A 16,547-nucleotide genomic window follows, 5' to 3' on the forward strand; every position below is an offset into this window, starting at 1 on the left:
TAAGGAAGTCTATATGGGTTGCTAACAATGGTTGTTCTGTCTAATAGGAGTGATAAGAAGTAGAACACCTATTTTAAACTTTGTGTAGCTTGATGGTACTAATTTTAAAAGAACTTTATATTAAGATTTTATAAAATCCTGATATTCTAAGTAGAAGAGTTCTAGTTTGGACATGTTTTCAAACATAAAGTCAAAAACCTTTGGCCAGTGATTCTTATTATGAATGTTAACCCCCTCTAATTTAATATATGCCCTTGAGATGAGTTTTCCACTTTCTAGAATATATTCAGAATCAAAAATTATATTCTGTGACAATTCATCCAAAAGTAGGTTTTTAAGACTCAATATTTTATCGAAGTAATAAATTCTGTCTATTTCATCACGAGATTCTGAATCTATAGATACTATAGCTTTGTTATTATCAAAATCAAATTTGAGGTTTAAATCTTTGACTCCAGTATTATACAACATCCACTTCCTAGGATATCTTTTCCCGAAAAAAATCCAAAATTGTTTTCGTATTTCTTTAGACTCTTCTCTTGTGAACATTATAAAAAGTATGCTATTATTATACCTAGTAATATAACGGTAAATTTAGAGGCATTAAATTGATGATCTTTTGAAGATTCAAATAGAATAGTAGTAGATACGTGCAATAGTACGCCTACTACAAACGCATTTACATAGGTGCTATATTCTTGTAGAAATATCAATTGAGACTTCAAAAACGCTCCTATGGGTGTCATTAATCCAAAAAGAACTAGAAATATACCTGATTTTATATTACTCATTTTAGAGTTAAATAAAAAAGCCGATATAATGATGGCAATTGGAATCTTGTGGATGATTACTCCATAAAGTAAATCCTGATTATCTGCTATGGGAAAACCTTCAATTATAGAATGTAAACACAAACTTACGAATAGTAAGAAGGGGAAGCTCCCTTGATCCTGATGATGCATGTGGCCATGTTCAGCTCCTTTAGAACCAAATTCTAACAGTATTTGAACAAGTAATCCAGCCATAATATAAATACCTATATTAGTTGTGTTTTCATTATAAACTTCAGGTAGAAATTCAAATATGATAACCGATAATAGAAAAGCGCCGCTAAATGAAAGCAAAAGCTTGATGCTATTATTTACTACAGGCTTAAAAATAAGCGCAATAGTGAATCCAATAATAACTGCGATAATGGGTAAGATAATTGCTAACAAATGGTTAGGTATTTTGCGGTGTTAAGGCGATAAAATTAACGTATTTTTGCGGTATATGAGCGAGACAAGTCAAAACTTTAAGATGGTAGCCAAAACGTTTTTTGGCTTTGAAAATATATTAGCAGAAGAACTACGTATTTTAGGTGCTGGTAACGTGCAAATAGGCGTACGTAATGTTTCTTTTGAAGGTGATAAAGGCTTTATGTATAAAGCAAATCTTTGCTGTCGTACGGCTATCAAGATTTTAAAACCTATTGCTGAATTTAGGGTGATGAATGAAGACGACTTGTATCGTCGCATGCAGCGAATTAATTGGCGTAAATATATGGATGTGAATACTACGTTTGCAATAAATGCAACCGTAAGCGGCCCTACATTTACCCATTCTCAGTATATCTCATTTAAGACCAAGGATGCTATTGTAGATAAATTCCGTCGTGAAGAGAATGTAAGGCCTAATGTGGATACAAAGCATCCAGACCTTCGTCTCAATGTGCATATACAAGATAATTGGTGTACGCTATCTTTAGATAGTAGTGGAGCTTCTCTTCACCATAGAGGTTATCGTACTGCTACAAATATTGCTCCTATTAATGAGGCACTTGCTGCTGGGCTAATAATGATGAGCGGATGGTACGGACAGTCAGATTTTCTTGATCCTATGTGTGGTTCTGGTACCATGTGTATAGAGGCTGCAATGATAGCTTGTAATGTTCCTGCAAATCTTAATAGAAAAGAATTTGCTTTCGAAAAGTGGGGAGACTGGGATGTTGATCTCTTTGAGCTCATTGAAGCCTCTGCTTTAAAAAGAGTTAAAGATTTTAGGTACACCATCACTGGATATGATAAAGCTCCATCTGCTGTAGAGAAAGCAAGAGAGAATGTTAAGAATGCTCAGCTATCTGATTTCGTTACTATAAGAGAAGAGAATTTTTTTAATACAGAAAAGGAAGGGAATGACTTCTTACAGATGGTATTTAACCCACCATATGGGGAACGTTTACCTATTGAGATGGAAGAATTTTATAAAGAAATAGGAGACACTCTTAAATCTGGATATCCTGGATCTCACGCTTGGATGATTACATCAAATATGGAATCATTAAAACATGTAGGACTTAGACCGAGTAGAAAAATTAAATGTTTCAACGGTAGTTTAGAGAGCAGACTTGTCAAATATGAAATGTACGAGGGAAGTAAAAAAGCTAAATACCTAGATAGGGAAGAGGAGTAGTCCGTTTTCGCGAAAGCGTAAATAATTACTTTTTGAAAATAGGGATTAGATATGATAGTGTATATCCATAACCTACGCCTATAGGAGTGCCTTCTGTGAGTTCTCCGAACCCTGGTATATATAAGTTAGAGTAGCCGTCTGGATCTGTAGTTGTAACAGTTCTTTTTAATTGTATGTTGACCCCTAGGTAAATGTTGCTAAATAATTCTACCTCTAAGCCAATTTTGAGTTCGAGCCAAGTTGCATTGAGACCTTTGAATTCTTGACTTATTGACCTAGTATCATCACCAAATACTGGATTTGTGGTATAAATTGTATAGCTTTCTAGATCTTGACTAAAACTTGAAAAACCAGCTCTAACCCCTGCGTAAATGAGATTGTTCATCCCAAACCAGTTTTCATAGGTATTGTAATTGAAACCTGCTTTAATGTAGCTTCCGCTAGTGGTATTCTCAAGATTAGGGAGGTCAGAGTTCCAGGTTTCGTTACCTATTTCTGCAGCAACATAATAATTCTTCTTAAGTCTAAAGTCTGCAACGAGTTCTAGTCCTTTGTAATTATCGTCTAGAAAGGACCTAATAGGTTTAGAAATATCCACACCAAGGCGCAAACCATAGTAGTCTGCAGGAGCAGTAATAGAATCACTAGCAGTATTTTCTATAGAGGTTTTTTGAGCTCTTACAGAGCTGGTGAAAACGGTGAAAATTATACTAGTGAAAAATAGAAATATGTGCCTCATTTTGATCATTAACCGTTGGGTTTTCAATATCTATATTTTGTATCCATGCTCCATCTTGTTGAGGATCATTTGTATTTTGTAAATCGTCATAAACCACTCTAAAGCCACATGCTTTATTTACAAACTCATCTGTAACGGTATAAGTGAAAGTTAAAACATCCGTATTGGCTTCTTCCTCATCATCTTCGGCAGTATTGATAGTAAATGAGTACGTTGTGAGTTCGTTATTTGTACGTAAAGGAATTTCTATACTTTCTAGGTTTACGAGCGCTAATACTTCATTTACCTCTTCGTTAACAATTGTTGAAATAGTTAGATTATTAGGAGCTTTTAATAATGTCGGATTATTTACATCATAAAATTCAATAATAAGTAATGGAGTAGTGGGAGTAGTCTCTGCGCAGATATCATCTCGTTCGCAAGAAATCTGTCCAAAACTAGCACCTATTATTAATATTAAAAGTAGCTTTCTCATATTATCTCTTTTCAAGCAATACTACATTCTCAACATGATGAGTTTGAGGAAACATATCTACAGGTTGAACCTTAGTTACTTTGTAGGTGTCATCTAATAACGCAAGATCACGTGCTTGTGTTGCACTATTACAACTCACATACACCACTTTTTCTGGTGATATGTTTATAATTTGCTGTACAACGTCTGCGTGCATTCCATCTCTAGGCGGGTCTGTGATGATAATATCTGGAACGCCATGGGTATTTATAAAGTCTGTATTGAATACCTTCTTCATGTCACCCACAAAAAACTCTGTATTTTCAATGCCATTAAGCTTTGCATTTTCCTTAGCTGCTTCAATTGCATCTGGTACAGCTTCTACACCAATCACTTTTCTAGCTTTCTTTGCTACAAACTGAGCAATAGTACCAGTTCCAGTATATAAATCATACACTAGTTCATTACCACTAAGTCCAGCAAAGTCTCGTGTGATTTTGTACAACTCGTAAGCTTGTTTTGAATTCGTTTGGTAGAATGATTTGGCATTAATTTTAAACTTAAGACCTTCCATTTCTTCAAAAATATGATCTCTTCCAGAGAAGCATATAACCTCTTGGTCATAAATGGTATCGTTCCCTTTACTATTTATCACATATAATAGCGAAGTTATTTCTGGCCAAGTGTCTTTTATATAGTTGAGGAGTAATTCTCTATTCTCAGTTTCTTCCTTAAAGAACTGAACTAAAACCATTAACTCACCATTAGATGATGTGCGTATCATTAATGTGCGAAGGAGTCCATCTTGATTACGGGCATTATAAAATGCCATATTATTTGCAGTTGCAAATTCTTTTATACCATTACGTATGGCATTACTAGGATCACGTTGTAAATGACATTTATCAATATCAAGTATTTTATCCCACATCCCAGCGATATGGAAGCCTAGCGCGTTTCTATCTTCAATGACTTCATCACTTTTTATTTGTTCAAGTGTAAGCCATTTTGAGTCAGAAAAGCCAAACTCCATTTTATTGCGATAAAAGTATTGCTCTGAGCTCCCAGCGATAGGTGTAAGCTCGGGAAGTTCTATTTTACCCAAGCGTTTCAGGTTATTTTCTACTTCTTGCTGTTTGTATTCTAGTTGGAATTTATAATCCATGTGTTGCCACTTGCAACCACCACATGCATCAAAATGCTCGCATTGAGGTTGAGTACGCTTTCGCGAAAGCGTTAAAACTTCAGTTGCCGTTCCCTCATAATAAGCTTTACGCTTCTTTGTAGTCTGTACGTTTACAACATCACCAGGTACTGCGTTATTGATGAAAATTACTTTTCCATCTGGCGCGTGACCGATAGCTTTACCTTTTGCACCTGCATCTGTTACACTAATATTTTCAAAAACCTGTCTGTTTTGTTTACGTCTTCCCATAGGCGCAAAAATAGAACAATTCTGAATTGTTCAGAAGGTTTTGCACGTCCTTTATAATTTGTAATTTAGAGGTCTTATATGGGATGATTTCTCTCCCCATTTCCATCTCTGGAAAAGCAGGAATCGCAGATTACTATCTTTAAAATATTATTATTATGGCCACTGTTGATCAACTTTCTTCACAAGAGGCAATTGCACTAGAAGACAAGCATGGAGCCCACAATTATCACCCACTTCCTGTGGTTTTAAGTAAGGGAGAAGGCGTTTATGTGTGGGACGTAGAAGGAAAAAAATACTACGACTTTCTATCTGCTTATTCTGCTGTAAACCAGGGACACTGTCACCCGCGCATTGTAAATGCAATGACAGAACAAGCAAAAACACTTACGCTTACTTCGCGTGCGTTTTACAACGATACCTTAGGACCGTACGAAAAATACGCTACAGAGTATTTTGACTTTGATAAGCTATTACCTATGAATACAGGAGCAGAAGCTGTAGAGACAGCTATAAAGCTTGCGCGAAAATGGGCTTACGAGAAAAAAGGTGTAGAAGAGCATGAAGCTCAGATTATTGTATGTGAAAATAACTTTCACGGAAGAACAACGACAATAATTTCATTTTCTAATGATGAAGGCGCTCGTAAAAACTTCGGACCATATACCCCAGGATTTATTAAAATAGCATATGATGACGTGGATGCGCTAGAAAATGCGCTTAAATCACATAAAAATATAGCAGGTTTTCTGGTAGAACCTATCCAAGGTGAAGCGGGAGTTTATACTCCTGCAGATGATTATATGCGTAAGGCGCAAGCTTTGTGTAATAAGCATGAGGTACTTTTTATAGCAGACGAAATTCAAACAGGAATTGCAAGAACTGGTGGTTTACTGGCAGTTTGTGGTAATTGCTCTTGTGAGTCTCATTGTGAAAAGCAAAAAGACACGTACGCACAACCTGACATTTTAATCTTAGGTAAAGCACTATCTGGTGGTGCTTATCCTGTATCTGCCGTGCTAGCAAATGATCACATTATGGAGGTGATAAAGCCAGGACAGCATGGATCTACCTTTGGTGGAAATCCAATAGCTGGAGCAGTAGCCACAGCAGCATTAGAGGTTGTAAGGGATGAACATCTTATACAGAACGCTCGTAAACTAGGAACAATTTTCCGTGAGAAGATGCAAGCTTTTGTAGATACTAGTAATATTGCAACACTAGTACGTGGTCGAGGTCTACTGAATGCTGTAGTAATTAATGATACAGAAGATAGCTCAACAGCTTGGGATATATGTATTGCGCTACGTGATAATGGACTTCTTGCAAAACCAACGCATGGTAACATTATTCGTTTTGCACCGCCGCTAGTAATGACAGAAGAACAATTATTAGATTGTACTGATATAATAATCAAGACGCTTAAGCAGTTTGAAAAGTAAAAAGCTACATTGCTTTAACGTAAAAAGCCGTTAAGATTATTAATCTTAACGGCTTTTTTGATTTAGCATAAAAAAAACACGTCGTGAGACGCGTTTAATGTTTATTCAAGAATAATAAAACTATTGTCCCATTCCAGCTTGTTCCATTTGTTGTTGTTGCCATTCTTGTAAACCTTCCATTCCTCCGAACATAACGAGCATTACAACTATCATTAATAGTGTCAGCACACCTAAAACTAAACCAATAATAGCGATAATTCTTGCAGTTTTAAGCTGTCCATAATTATCATAGCTATCAGGTGATAGTAAGTATGTTTTCTTGTCTTTGTTTGCTAAAAATAAGCCTATTCCAGAGAGTAGAACTCCTCCTATTCCCCAAGAGAAGCAGCAAGCTATGAATGATACAATCCCTAATACTAGAGATATGGTTACATTAGGCAGTTTACGATTTTCCATTTTAATGTTTGATGTTTAGTTAATTGATTAGTTAGTCATTTTTATTGTGTAGCTAATAATGATAGTAGCGACCGTCAATATAGCTAAAAATATTACACCTTTATTTGCAAATTTTAAATTTGTAAACTGGTTGAGCATTAAAAAACCCAGCAATGCTATCAAAGGATAGATTGCTGGGTACATGTAAAATGCTTCTATAAATTCTCCTTTGAAAAGGAGAGAAATGGATCTTTGAATACCGCAGCCCATGCATTCAAAACCTAAATATTTCTTGTTCAGGCAGGGCAACATGTATTCATCCATATAATATTTTAATTTACGATGCTAATTTTACGTCCTTTTGTAAGTCCGTCGCGAGTTGTAAATTTAACTACATATATTCCTGTTGCCAAGTTTCTTGTAGTAAAAGTATATTCACTCTGGCCACCTAAGTTTATCTCATTAAAAATCTTTTTTCCAGATAGATCAAATAACGTTACATCCTCAACAACAATGTTATTTGGGTTATAAATTTCAAGTTGGTTGTTAATGTTGTTCTGTATAATAGTAAAAGATTCAAGAACGCTCTCTTCAATAAATGGATCTTGTTCGTTTACCGCTATGTCAACAGTTTGATCTGCTACATCAGTATTATCTGTGGTTTCCTCTTCAGTTGTTTCTTCTTCCTCTTCCTGCGCCTCTGATGTTGTAAAACGAATAAAGAAGCGATCATCATAAATGCCATCCTCAAGCATCATAAGAACCTCTTCACCAAGTATAGAATGATATGCTTCTGTTTCCATATCAACTAAGAAAACATCGTTATACTCAAAGGCTTCTGTGTAGTGCACTGCAAACTTAAACTCTGTAGGTCCAGAAGCCTTTATAGATAAAGGAATCCATTGATATTCATCTTTTGGTACAGCATTGATTACGTAGTTGCTCTTTCCATCAATTTTGAACCCTACATCTGACGCAATTTCACTAATAGTTTGCGCATCCATCGCGGTGTCATAACCATCAGTTGCTTCATCTAGAAATGCAATACTCATTTCTCTTGAATACGTGTCATTAATTCCTGCATAAAATTTAATATGTGAAGGTTTTCTTAGGTCGCCAATGTTTTCATAATAATTGGCAACACCATGTGCTGATATAATATCATTATTTGAACTTTGAGCAGATCTAAAATCTGAGTTATCTCCTTCACGTACAAAGATCCTTTGCTCATTGCTAAAGGTGATGTCTTCAGGCACTGTGCCATTCATATCTTGATTAGTTGCTCCAGTTACCATGAAACCTTGTCCCACAGGAGAAAATCTTCTATCATAAGATAATGATGTTCCATCTGTATCTGCCGGACCAGTTGATTCACCAGTAATATCATAAGTTAGAAACGTCGCATTCACATAGATGCCATCTCCATCTATTACTCCCATTGGAGAATAGGTTCCATAACCTCCTTTATAGTCTACTAGGTAGTGAGAACCAACTAGTGGATCACTATCCCAAAAATAAGCAACACCAGTAGTTACTCTTTTTCTATCTATAGTCTTATTGATTACTTCTCCAGAATATGGTGATGTATATGAGTATGCATATGAATTTGGTTCACTTTCACCTCTTGAGTTTTTAATTAAAAAATGGTTTAAATCTAAAGCAGATGGATAAGGATTTCCTACTTGCGTCTGCTTATCGGGACCAACAGCAATTTGAATATCCCCACTATTAGGACGTCCCCTAAAATCATATCTTTGTGAGCTACCTGGATTATTCTCTGGTTGACCCACTTCAGTTGATATCGTTGTATTGTCAGTATCGGCAATGCCTTTCATAGTAAAACCGTATCCTGGCTCTAATATTTGAGTATTAGAAATATGTATCCAATCTCCGTAGTTTTCTCCAGATTTATATGCCCAGATCCAATAACTAGCAATATTTAAAGATCCCGAATTCTGATTACCGTCGTAACCTCCTATTGCAAATGCAGGGTTACTTAGTGTAACGCTTGTAGGTTTGAATAGAACTTGCGCAGCTGTGTTTGTGCTTTTAAATGCAAAAGGACCATTACCTTCGCCTCTTGCAGGTTCTGCAAAGCCTCCGCCACCTTCAACTCTTGATAAGCCCACGGGTGAACCCCATACATTGTAATCAAAGTTGTTTACAGTTCCTTCTTGATATATAGATATCTCTCCCGTTCCTTTGTTATTCTTGCTTATGGTTCCTTCTCCTTGTAAAATTTGAGCATTGTTTCTTAAAACAATATTAGGTATTCCGTTATCTGTTGTAGCTGTTAGACTTCTATTAGATTCTAATTCAACATCATTTTCAACATAAATGAAAGTATCATTTACAAATACGTAGGAAGCAGTGTTTGCATCTGTGGGCTTCACAAAAAGTTGTGCATGAGCAGAGAATCCTAGGCTAAGTGCTGCTACAAGAAGTAGATTTTTCATAATTTAAACTTTACACTGAGTTATAACTTGGGGTCAAACTTAATCAATTGTAAATAGGGTATAGCAAGTAGTAGATTTTTCTGCTCACTTTTCGATACATTGTATATTTTTACTGACTAATAACCTAAATTATTACAAATCTATGAAATTAGGAGATCAAGTACAAGCGTTAGATGATGATTTTGAGGGTGTTGTAGTGCTTATAGAAAATGGTGAGGTTTCTGTAGAAGATGTAGATGGATTCATATCCTATTTTCGCGAAAGCGAACTAATTCCCGCTGTTTCCAAGAGTATGAGAGCGGCACTTTCTGTAGTGCCAGATGCCGTAATTTCAGAAAAAGAAGAGGCAAAAAGAAAGAAAGTAATAAAGGTAAACCCTAAGGAACGTAATGCTCCTATGTTTGAGGTGGACTTGCATATCCATAAGTTAGTAGATAGACAGCGTGGGATGAGTAATTATGAGATTCTCACTATTCAACTCGACACCGCTTCTAGACAACTAGAATTTGCTATTAAAAAGCGCATTTCTAAAATGGTTTTTATACATGGGGTAGGCGAAGGAGTACTTCGTGAAGAGCTATATACGCTACTCCGTAGGTATGATAATCTAAGGTTTTATGATGCAGATTTTCAGAAGTATGGTGCAGGAGCAACCGAAGTTTATATATACCAAAATGTAGCGACTAATTAAACTCTGGTGTAACAGTTACAGATACATCACTTGAAGAATAAGTGCCTAGCAGTTGTAGTGTCTGATCTCTCAATTCCTCCTGATTAACTGGATTTACGAGTACCGTATTAGTAATCGTGATGTCAAGTGTCAAATCTGTTATAAAGTATTCGTGTTCTCTGTAAACATTTACAATAGTTTCTACGGCAACTTCTGGATTTAAATAATCTGGTACTGTAGGAAAATCAAGGTCAGATTTATCGTTATTAGGATTTAAGTCTCTGTCCAGATCTTCATTCCTTGTAAGAATCCCATCGCCATCATCATCGTCATCAAGATAATCAGGTATCATATCTCCATCTGTATCTCGAGATAATTCAAGATCTATTGCTGTTTCATCCTCGTTAAGGACTACACCTTCTAGTCTTGTAGGTACATTATCTCCATCATCGTCAAAGTCTAAATAATCAAGTATACCGTCAAGATCTGTGTCTAGTAAAAGTGTAGGATCTTCTATTTCTGTAGGAATAAAATCTGCATCACTTTCTGTACCTCTAGTAAAAATCTCTACAAGTCCGTCTGTACTAATAAATTCTTCTTGAACCACAGGGCTCGTAGGAGGTATCGCATTGCAGAAATAGTTGCTGGGATCACCATTAAAGACACGATATGAGTATTGGTCTGTGCCAGAAAGTAAAACAGAATAAGAAGTGTTTACTTCGGTAAATATAGGTTCATCTGTCTCAAATTGTAAAGCAAGTGCTTCATTAGTACTAGACTTTGTTTTGTAAAATACATAATTAGAAACATTACCAACATTCTCACATAATTGTAACTCAACATCGTCAAAATCTAATTGGGTAACAATAACATCGCCATCGTCACATGATACGATAAAAAAAATAAGAGCAAGTAAAAGCGTGAGCTTCTTCATAGTTATAATGTTTAGTGCAAAAATAGGGCAAAGTGATTGAAATACGCTTTCGCGAAAATGTTATTTACTAGAGAACAAGTCAACTATAATAACTATTTTTTTGCTGTAAAAGTTCTGTAGTTACATACAACCAAAAAATACGCACTTGGACTCGTCTCGAGTTATTTTGATTATTTTTGTACGCAAATCCCTAATGAATAACGCTTATGTCTAAGGTTTATTTTGATAACGCAGCAACCACGCAAATTAGAGAAGAAGTACTTGACCGCATTATGCAAGTAATGCGTGATGTATTTGGAAATCCATCCTCTACACATGCTGTAGGTCGCAGTGCTAAAAGTATTGTAGAAAATGCGCGTAAGACAGTGGCCAAAATTTTAAATGTATCTGCCGGAGAAATATTTTTCACTTCTGGGGGTACAGAGGCAGATAACCTAGTAATCAATAGCGCAGCCCGTGATTTAGGCGTACAGCGCATAATCACTTCACGCATAGAGCACCATGCAGTCCTACATGCAGCCGAAGAGGCAGCACGTACTAACAATATCAAATTAGAATACGTAAACCTCAAGAACTGCGGGACACCAGATGAGAAGCATCTAGAAGAAATGCTAAGGTCGAGTGATGAGAAAACGCTTGTGAGCTTAATGCATGTTAATAATGAAGTAGGTAATATGATTGACATAGAAGCTATTGCGACTATGTGTAAGTCATATGGAGCATTAGTTCATAGTGACATGGTACAAAGTATAGGTCATTACAATATAGACCTACAAAAGATTCCAGTTGATTACATTGCTGCAGCTGCTCATAAATTCCACGGCCCTAAAGGGGTTGGTTTTGCTTTTGTGAGAAAAAATAGCGGGTTAAGACCTTTAATTTATGGAGGTTCTCAAGAAAGAGGATTAAGAGCGGGAACAGAAGGAGTTCATAACATTGCAGGATTAGAAACGGCAATGGAGTATGCTTACAAAAATCTTGAAGAAGAAAGCGCTTATGTGAAGGGCATAAAAGACTATTTCGCCGAAAGGCTACAAGAAGAAATTCCTGAAGCTAAGCTTAACGGTAATTGTTCTAACTCAGAAAAAAGTACGTACACCTTACTTAATGTTTGTTTACCTATAGCCTCAGAAAAGGCACTTTTACTATTATTTCAACTAGATATGAAAGGTATTTCTTGTTCAAAAGGAAGTGCTTGTCAAAGTGGTAGCGATAAGGGCTCGCATGTATTACAAGAAATTTTATCAGGAGAAGATTTAGGAAAGCCTAGTGTGCGTTTTTCATTCTCAAAATATAACACCAGAGAAGAGGTTGATTATGTAATAGAAATCTTAAAAGAATTTCTAGAAGGCGTTCCTGCTTAGTTTAGAACTTTGCAGACATTCTTACATTAAATACTCTAGGTGATAGAAAATTAGGGATTGCAAATTGTTGTCTCGTACTAGCATCTCTTACAAAGGTATTTGTAATCGAGTTTTGTCTATCAAATATATTATAGATTTCAAATCCTGCTGTTAGATCTTTAAATACGTATAACCAGTGTCCTTTTGGGTACGGTTTTGTTGCATCTGTGATGACATAGTTTATACCTATGTCTGATCTAAAGTAATCTCGTAATCTCGGTAGCTCTGCAAATTGATATGGGTCTGCATAACTTGGAGATCCTCCTGGTAATCCTGTTTGATATACCATATTGATATATAATTTTAGATTTGGAATACTAGGAGCATAATCTTGAAATAAGAAAGCAACCTTTAATCGTTGGTCTGTTGGTCGAGGTATATAGCCTTGATTATCTATATTTTCTTCTGTGCGTAATATACCCAGACTTATCCAACTTTCAGTTCCTGGCACAAACTCTCCATTCAGTCTTGTATCCAGTCCGTACGATCGAGCAGTAGCATTATTAGTAGCTCTATATCGTATACGTACATTTTCTAACGTATATGGATTTACGTCTGTAAGACCTTTATAGTAAGCTTCTGTAACTAATTTAAAAGGACGTTCCCACATATTAAAGCTCCAATCGTGTCCAGCTACAATATGATAAGATTTTTGAGCTTTTACTTCTGGGCGTACTTGACCTAGTGAATCTCTTAATTCACGATAGAGCGGTGGTTGTGCATAAAGCCCTCCTGAGAGTCTAAAAATCATATCCTCACTTCCGCCTGGTTTTAAGCTAATTTGAGCTCTAGGGCTGATAATGGTTTGTGTATTACTTTCTATGGCTTCACCACTTACTGTCCATTGATGTGCCCGTACTCCTGCATTAATCCAAACTTCATTATTGCCCCAGTTCGTGCGCTTGCTATATTGACCATAAGCAGAGATGCGGTCTATTTGTACATTGTTGCGTGCTCTTATATTTGTAAAGGGTTCAAGAAGAGCGTCAAAAGCTTCGTAAGGTTGCTGGTTTATAAAATCTCCTATGGGAGGTCTAATTGAAAAGCCAGCCGAATCTATTACTTCATATTCCTCGAGGCGGTCACGTATATCTTCTCTAGTATATTTAATTCCCCAATCTAGCTGATCATCGTTTTTTAAGTAGGTTCCTTTGTGCTCTAGGTTAATAAAAAGCGCATCAAGATCATTACGGGCATGGGTAAGTTGAGACCCTATACCTTGAGTGAATTCTACATCTCCTAGATTTTCATCCCCTATATTTGTGTTAGGACGTCCTAAGCGATAATTTGCAAAAATGTCAAAATACTCTTGCTCTTGTGTGTGATATGCAGAGCCTAATAGCTTTAATGTAGTATGCTCATTAAGCTCGTAAGTTCCTTTTAAGGCTCCAAAGTATGTCTCATACTTATCTTTTTCTTGGCCTTCATAAAAAACAACAAGTGCTAAAGGATCTGCTAAAGTTCCAAAATTAGTCTGTCTTGTAAGTGGCTCATAATCATATTTGTTTACAGCAATATTTCCAAGAAAGTCCAATTGGAATTTATTTGAAAACTTATAGGTTAAAAAGGTCTGCGCATCAAAAAAGCGAGGTCTAAAATTTGTTTCTATCTGCTTTGCATCTACAAGCATGCTGTTGTCTCTGTAACGCACCCCTGTGAGTGCTGTAAAACGTCCGTCTTTTGTTATTCCCTCACCAGAGATACTTCCACCTAGTAAGCTTGCGTCTACACTAGCGGCAAAACCTGTAGGTCTCCTATAGCTTATATCTAAAACCGAGGACAATTTGTCTCCATATTTGGCTTGAAACCCTCCAGCACTAAAAGCCACGTTTTGAACAAGATCACTGTTTACAAAACTCAATCCTTCTTGTTGCCCAGACCTTATTAAGAAAGGTCTGTATACTTCAATCTCATTTACATATACAAGGTTCTCGTCAAAGTTTCCCCCACGTACAGAATATTGTGTGCTCAACTCGTTATTGTTACTTACGCCAGGTAAGGATTTTAATAAGTTTTCTACTCCAGCGTTTGCGCCTGGAGTTTTTCTAATAACTTCAGGCGATATCGTCACAACACCCTCAACGCGTTGTTGTGTTGTTGCGGTTATAATTACTGTTCCTAGTTGTTCTACGTCTGCGCTTAACACTGGGTTAAACTCCACTTCAGCATTAGGAGAGAGGTTAAAAGGTTGTGCTATTTTTTTAAAACCTACATAGGTAAAGTTTATAGTTACTTTCTCACCAGAAGGTATTTCAAGTAAGTAAAAACCATTATCATTTGTAGTTGTTCCATTCGTTCCATAAGACACAGAAACCCCAGGAACTGGAGTGTTTCTATCATCAACCACAATACCGCGTAAAGTTGCGGTTTGCGCTAGACTGCTAGCAGTTGTGACTAGTAACGTAATGAGTAGGAGTAGGTAGTTGTTTTTCAAAAGGCAGATTTTCTAAAGAAAGTAGTTTCAAATGTAGTGTTATTTCCCACATTGTCAGTTACAATCAGTTTTAAGTTGTTTTCTGTGTCTGTTATCACCTTGTCATTAAAGTCATGAGTAAGAAGTTTAGTTTTTGGGTCATACTCGAGTAGAATGTACTTGCCATTTACAGTAGCCCTATAGCCTTTAATGCCGCTAGTAAGATCTGTTATTTCAAACTTGAGATATCTGTATTTTGACATCCATTTTCCCTTTGTAATATTTACAGCTTTTACGATTGGTGAATCCGTATCTTTTCCTATTGTATAGTCGCCTAATATACGAGTGCTTATCTGTAGCTTATTATCTTTAATTCTTGTATTGCTATAATAAACGTCTCCTTTGTATCCTATTCTACCTAAATATAGCTTATCTCGGTCTTCTTCATTGTAACTAGACAAGTCATAAGAGATAGCAATATTCTTATGCACTGGGATTAAATCTTCGTGCAGTGTAAGTTTATCCCCTTCTGTTTTTAAGTTGAGAAAAGTGTCTTCGTATAACGCTCCTTTTGGTATATACACTTCAAATTTGCCGTCATTATACGTATATCCTTGATTACTATAGACATAATCTTCTATTTCACTTTTGTCAGCAGGTGTTATCGTTCCTTTTTTACCAGTGATAGGTACATTAATGATTACGTTATTACCTGCATAGTCACGCACATTTATTTGATATTGATAAGAGAGGCTATCTATTATATTCAGCACACCATTATCCACTTGCTTAGTGTAGATGCTCAAAGGATTGTTTTTTTCTATAAATAATTTTTGAACACGTTTACGCTTGTCTTTATATAGACTGTAATCAATCATTCGGTTGAGATAGCGAGTCTCTGCAAATGAAAATTTATCCATAGTTACTTCAAAGTTTTCTTGACCATTAACAGCTGTGGTAATAGCATATATGCCATTTTTATTATTTGCTAGATCTTGTTGGTCTATGGTACCTATTGCAAAACCTATTTCTCCATGTGCATTGAGATTTTCGGCAAGGTAGCTTCCATCAGGCTTCTGTGTGAGTCTCACAGACACTGGATTCGCATTTTGATTAATGGATGCATTTTCTCCTACAGGATACGCGCGGAGCTCATTAATAGTAGGTTTACGTGTGTCTTTTGCTGTAAGTCCAAATAAAAACGGATTCATAGGGCGTTCATTTGCATCTCTTATTTCAAAATGTAAATGCGGTCCGCCGCTGCTTCCAGTGTTACCACTATATGCTAGAATCTCACCTTGACCTATTTCTAGTTCGCCTTTTTTAGGAAAAAGCTCTATCTCAAAGCTTTCTTTCTTATACTGTGCATTTTTTACAAATTCTTCTATCTCATCACAGAATTTCTGCAGGTGCCCGTAAACGGTAGTGTATCCATTAGGATGAGTAACATAAATGGCCTTCCCATAACCGTAGTGCGATATCTTAATGCGTGTAACCGTACCAGCCGCAGATGCATAAACTGGAAGTCCTTCTCTTCTTTGTGTTTTTAAATCTAAACCACTATGAAAGTGATTACTTCTCAACTCTCCAAAACTTCCAGCAAGAACAAGCTGCCCGTCCAGCGGATTAACAAAATAGTCTTGAGGTATATCTTGCTGTGAGAATAGAAGCGTGGTTGTAACTATAAATAATATAAAGGATAAGATACTTTTAATCAT

At 36.3% G+C, this 16,547-nt stretch carries 15 protein-coding genes; 4 read left to right on the forward strand and 11 right to left on the reverse strand.

What is annotated here, in order from left to right:
* Nucleotides 1-120 precede the first annotated feature (120 nt).
* The gene (locus KRODI_RS10605; protein WP_013751604.1) at nt 121-549 is read right to left on the reverse strand and encodes a DUF4268 domain-containing protein; all 429 of its coding nucleotides are present in this window, start codon (nt 547-549) and stop codon (nt 121-123) included.
* Entirely contained in the window at nt 549-1,217 is a 669-nt protein-coding gene (locus KRODI_RS10610) for a ZIP family metal transporter (protein ID WP_013751605.1), read from the reverse strand. Before KRODI_RS10610 ends, KRODI_RS10605 begins: the two co-directional genes overlap by 1 nt.
* Before the next feature lie 82 nt (nt 1,218-1,299).
* Here KRODI_RS10610 and KRODI_RS10615 point away from each other — a divergent pair, with 82 nt between their 5' ends.
* Nucleotides 1,300-2,451 (forward strand): class I SAM-dependent RNA methyltransferase, encoded by a 1,152-nt coding sequence (locus tag KRODI_RS10615; RefSeq protein WP_013751606.1) that lies wholly within the window; start codon nt 1,300-1,302, stop codon nt 2,449-2,451.
* 25 nt (nt 2,452-2,476) lie between these two features.
* Here KRODI_RS10615 and KRODI_RS10620 read toward each other — a convergent pair whose 3' ends face one another.
* Genes KRODI_RS10620 through rlmD form a run of 3 tightly spaced genes read right to left on the reverse strand, consistent with a single transcriptional unit; the run spans nt 2,477 to nt 5,079 of the window.
* Nucleotides 2,477-3,190: a DUF6048 family protein gene (locus KRODI_RS10620; protein ID WP_237699365.1), complete on the reverse strand. Its 714-nt coding sequence runs from the start codon at nt 3,188-3,190 to the stop codon at nt 2,477-2,479.
* A complete protein-coding gene (locus KRODI_RS10625; RefSeq protein ID WP_013751608.1) occupies nt 3,162-3,665 on the reverse strand; it encodes a DUF6452 family protein in 504 nt (167 codons plus the stop codon). The genes KRODI_RS10620 and KRODI_RS10625 overlap by 29 nt, the downstream gene beginning before the upstream one ends.
* A gap of 1 nt (nt 3,666) precedes the next feature.
* Nucleotides 3,667-5,079 (reverse strand): 23S rRNA (uracil(1939)-C(5))-methyltransferase RlmD, encoded by a 1,413-nt coding sequence (gene rlmD, locus KRODI_RS10630; RefSeq protein ID WP_013751609.1) that lies wholly within the window; start codon nt 5,077-5,079, stop codon nt 3,667-3,669.
* A gap of 155 nt (nt 5,080-5,234) precedes the next feature.
* Here rlmD and rocD point away from each other — a divergent pair, with 155 nt between their 5' ends.
* Nucleotides 5,235-6,518 (forward strand): ornithine--oxo-acid transaminase, encoded by a 1,284-nt coding sequence (gene rocD / locus KRODI_RS10635; RefSeq protein WP_013751610.1) that lies wholly within the window; start codon nt 5,235-5,237, stop codon nt 6,516-6,518.
* 120 nt (nt 6,519-6,638) lie between these two features.
* Here rocD and KRODI_RS10640 read toward each other — a convergent pair whose 3' ends face one another.
* The 3 genes from KRODI_RS10640 to KRODI_RS10650 are packed head-to-tail and all read right to left on the reverse strand — an operon-like array spanning nt 6,639 to nt 9,409.
* On the reverse strand, nt 6,639-6,974 hold the full coding sequence (locus KRODI_RS10640) for a CCC motif membrane protein (RefSeq protein WP_013751611.1): 336 nt from the start codon (nt 6,972-6,974) through the stop codon (nt 6,639-6,641).
* A 27-nt stretch (nt 6,975-7,001) separates the two neighbouring features.
* Nucleotides 7,002-7,277 carry a DUF2752 domain-containing protein gene (locus KRODI_RS10645; protein WP_013751612.1) on the reverse strand — a complete coding sequence of 92 codons (276 nt, stop codon included), beginning with the start codon at nt 7,275-7,277 and terminating at the stop codon, nt 7,002-7,004.
* 8 nt (nt 7,278-7,285) lie between these two features.
* Entirely contained in the window at nt 7,286-9,409 is a 2,124-nt protein-coding gene (locus tag KRODI_RS10650) for a T9SS type A sorting domain-containing protein (RefSeq protein ID WP_013751613.1), read from the reverse strand.
* 142 nt (nt 9,410-9,551) lie between these two features.
* Here KRODI_RS10650 and KRODI_RS10655 point away from each other — a divergent pair, with 142 nt between their 5' ends.
* The gene (locus KRODI_RS10655; RefSeq protein WP_013751614.1) at nt 9,552-10,100 is read left to right on the forward strand and encodes a Smr/MutS family protein; all 549 of its coding nucleotides are present in this window, start codon (nt 9,552-9,554) and stop codon (nt 10,098-10,100) included.
* On the opposite strand, the gene KRODI_RS15125 is transcribed toward KRODI_RS10655, so the two are convergent.
* Entirely contained in the window at nt 10,093-11,013 is a 921-nt protein-coding gene (locus tag KRODI_RS15125; RefSeq protein ID WP_013751615.1) for a hypothetical protein, read from the reverse strand. The genes KRODI_RS10655 and KRODI_RS15125 overlap by 8 nt on opposite strands.
* A gap of 206 nt (nt 11,014-11,219) precedes the next feature.
* Between KRODI_RS15125 and KRODI_RS10665 the strand changes: the two genes are divergently transcribed.
* Nucleotides 11,220-12,377 carry a cysteine desulfurase family protein gene (locus KRODI_RS10665; RefSeq protein WP_013751616.1) on the forward strand — a complete coding sequence of 386 codons (1,158 nt, stop codon included), beginning with the start codon at nt 11,220-11,222 and terminating at the stop codon, nt 12,375-12,377.
* 1 nt (nt 12,378) lies between these two features.
* Here the strand turns inward: KRODI_RS10665 and KRODI_RS10670 are convergent, their stop codons facing one another.
* Nucleotides 12,379-14,850, reverse strand: a complete 2,472-nt coding sequence (locus KRODI_RS10670; RefSeq protein ID WP_013751617.1) for a carboxypeptidase-like regulatory domain-containing protein — start codon at nt 14,848-14,850, stop codon at nt 12,379-12,381.
* A complete protein-coding gene (locus tag KRODI_RS10675; RefSeq protein ID WP_013751618.1) occupies nt 14,847-16,547 on the reverse strand; it encodes a M23 family metallopeptidase in 1,701 nt (566 codons plus the stop codon). The genes KRODI_RS10670 and KRODI_RS10675 overlap by 4 nt, the downstream gene beginning before the upstream one ends.

It is taken from the genome of Dokdonia sp. 4H-3-7-5, assembly GCF_000212355.1.
GTDB lineage: Bacteria > Bacteroidota > Bacteroidia > Flavobacteriales > Flavobacteriaceae > Dokdonia.

What these genes read in the sequence shown, in the direction of transcription:
- KRODI_RS10605 (WP_013751604.1), bottom strand. Translation starts at nt 549, where the DNA reads ATGTTCACAAGAGAAGAGTCTAAAGAAATACGAAAACAATTTTGGATT.
- KRODI_RS10615 (WP_013751606.1), top strand. Translation starts at nt 1,300, where the DNA reads ATGGTAGCCAAAACGTTTTTTGGCTTTGAAAATATATTAGCAGAAGAA.
- KRODI_RS10620 (WP_237699365.1), bottom strand. Translation starts at nt 3,190, where the DNA reads ATGAGGCACATATTTCTATTTTTCACTAGTATAATTTTCACCGTTTTC.
- KRODI_RS10625 (WP_013751608.1), bottom strand. Translation starts at nt 3,665, where the DNA reads ATGAGAAAGCTACTTTTAATATTAATAATAGGTGCTAGTTTTGGACAG.
- rlmD (WP_013751609.1), bottom strand. Translation starts at nt 5,079, where the DNA reads ATGGGAAGACGTAAACAAAACAGACAGGTTTTTGAAAATATTAGTGTA.
- rocD (WP_013751610.1), top strand. Translation starts at nt 5,235, where the DNA reads ATGGCCACTGTTGATCAACTTTCTTCACAAGAGGCAATTGCACTAGAA.
- KRODI_RS10640 (WP_013751611.1), bottom strand. Translation starts at nt 6,974, where the DNA reads ATGGAAAATCGTAAACTGCCTAATGTAACCATATCTCTAGTATTAGGG.
- KRODI_RS10645 (WP_013751612.1), bottom strand. Translation starts at nt 7,277, where the DNA reads ATGGATGAATACATGTTGCCCTGCCTGAACAAGAAATATTTAGGTTTT.
- KRODI_RS10650 (WP_013751613.1), bottom strand. Translation starts at nt 9,409, where the DNA reads ATGAAAAATCTACTTCTTGTAGCAGCACTTAGCCTAGGATTCTCTGCT.
- KRODI_RS10655 (WP_013751614.1), top strand. Translation starts at nt 9,552, where the DNA reads ATGAAATTAGGAGATCAAGTACAAGCGTTAGATGATGATTTTGAGGGT.
- KRODI_RS15125 (WP_013751615.1), bottom strand. Translation starts at nt 11,013, where the DNA reads ATGAAGAAGCTCACGCTTTTACTTGCTCTTATTTTTTTTATCGTATCA.
- KRODI_RS10665 (WP_013751616.1), top strand. Translation starts at nt 11,220, where the DNA reads ATGTCTAAGGTTTATTTTGATAACGCAGCAACCACGCAAATTAGAGAA.
- KRODI_RS10675 (WP_013751618.1), bottom strand. Translation starts at nt 16,547, where the DNA reads ATGATTAAAAGTATCTTATCCTTTATATTATTTATAGTTACAACCACG.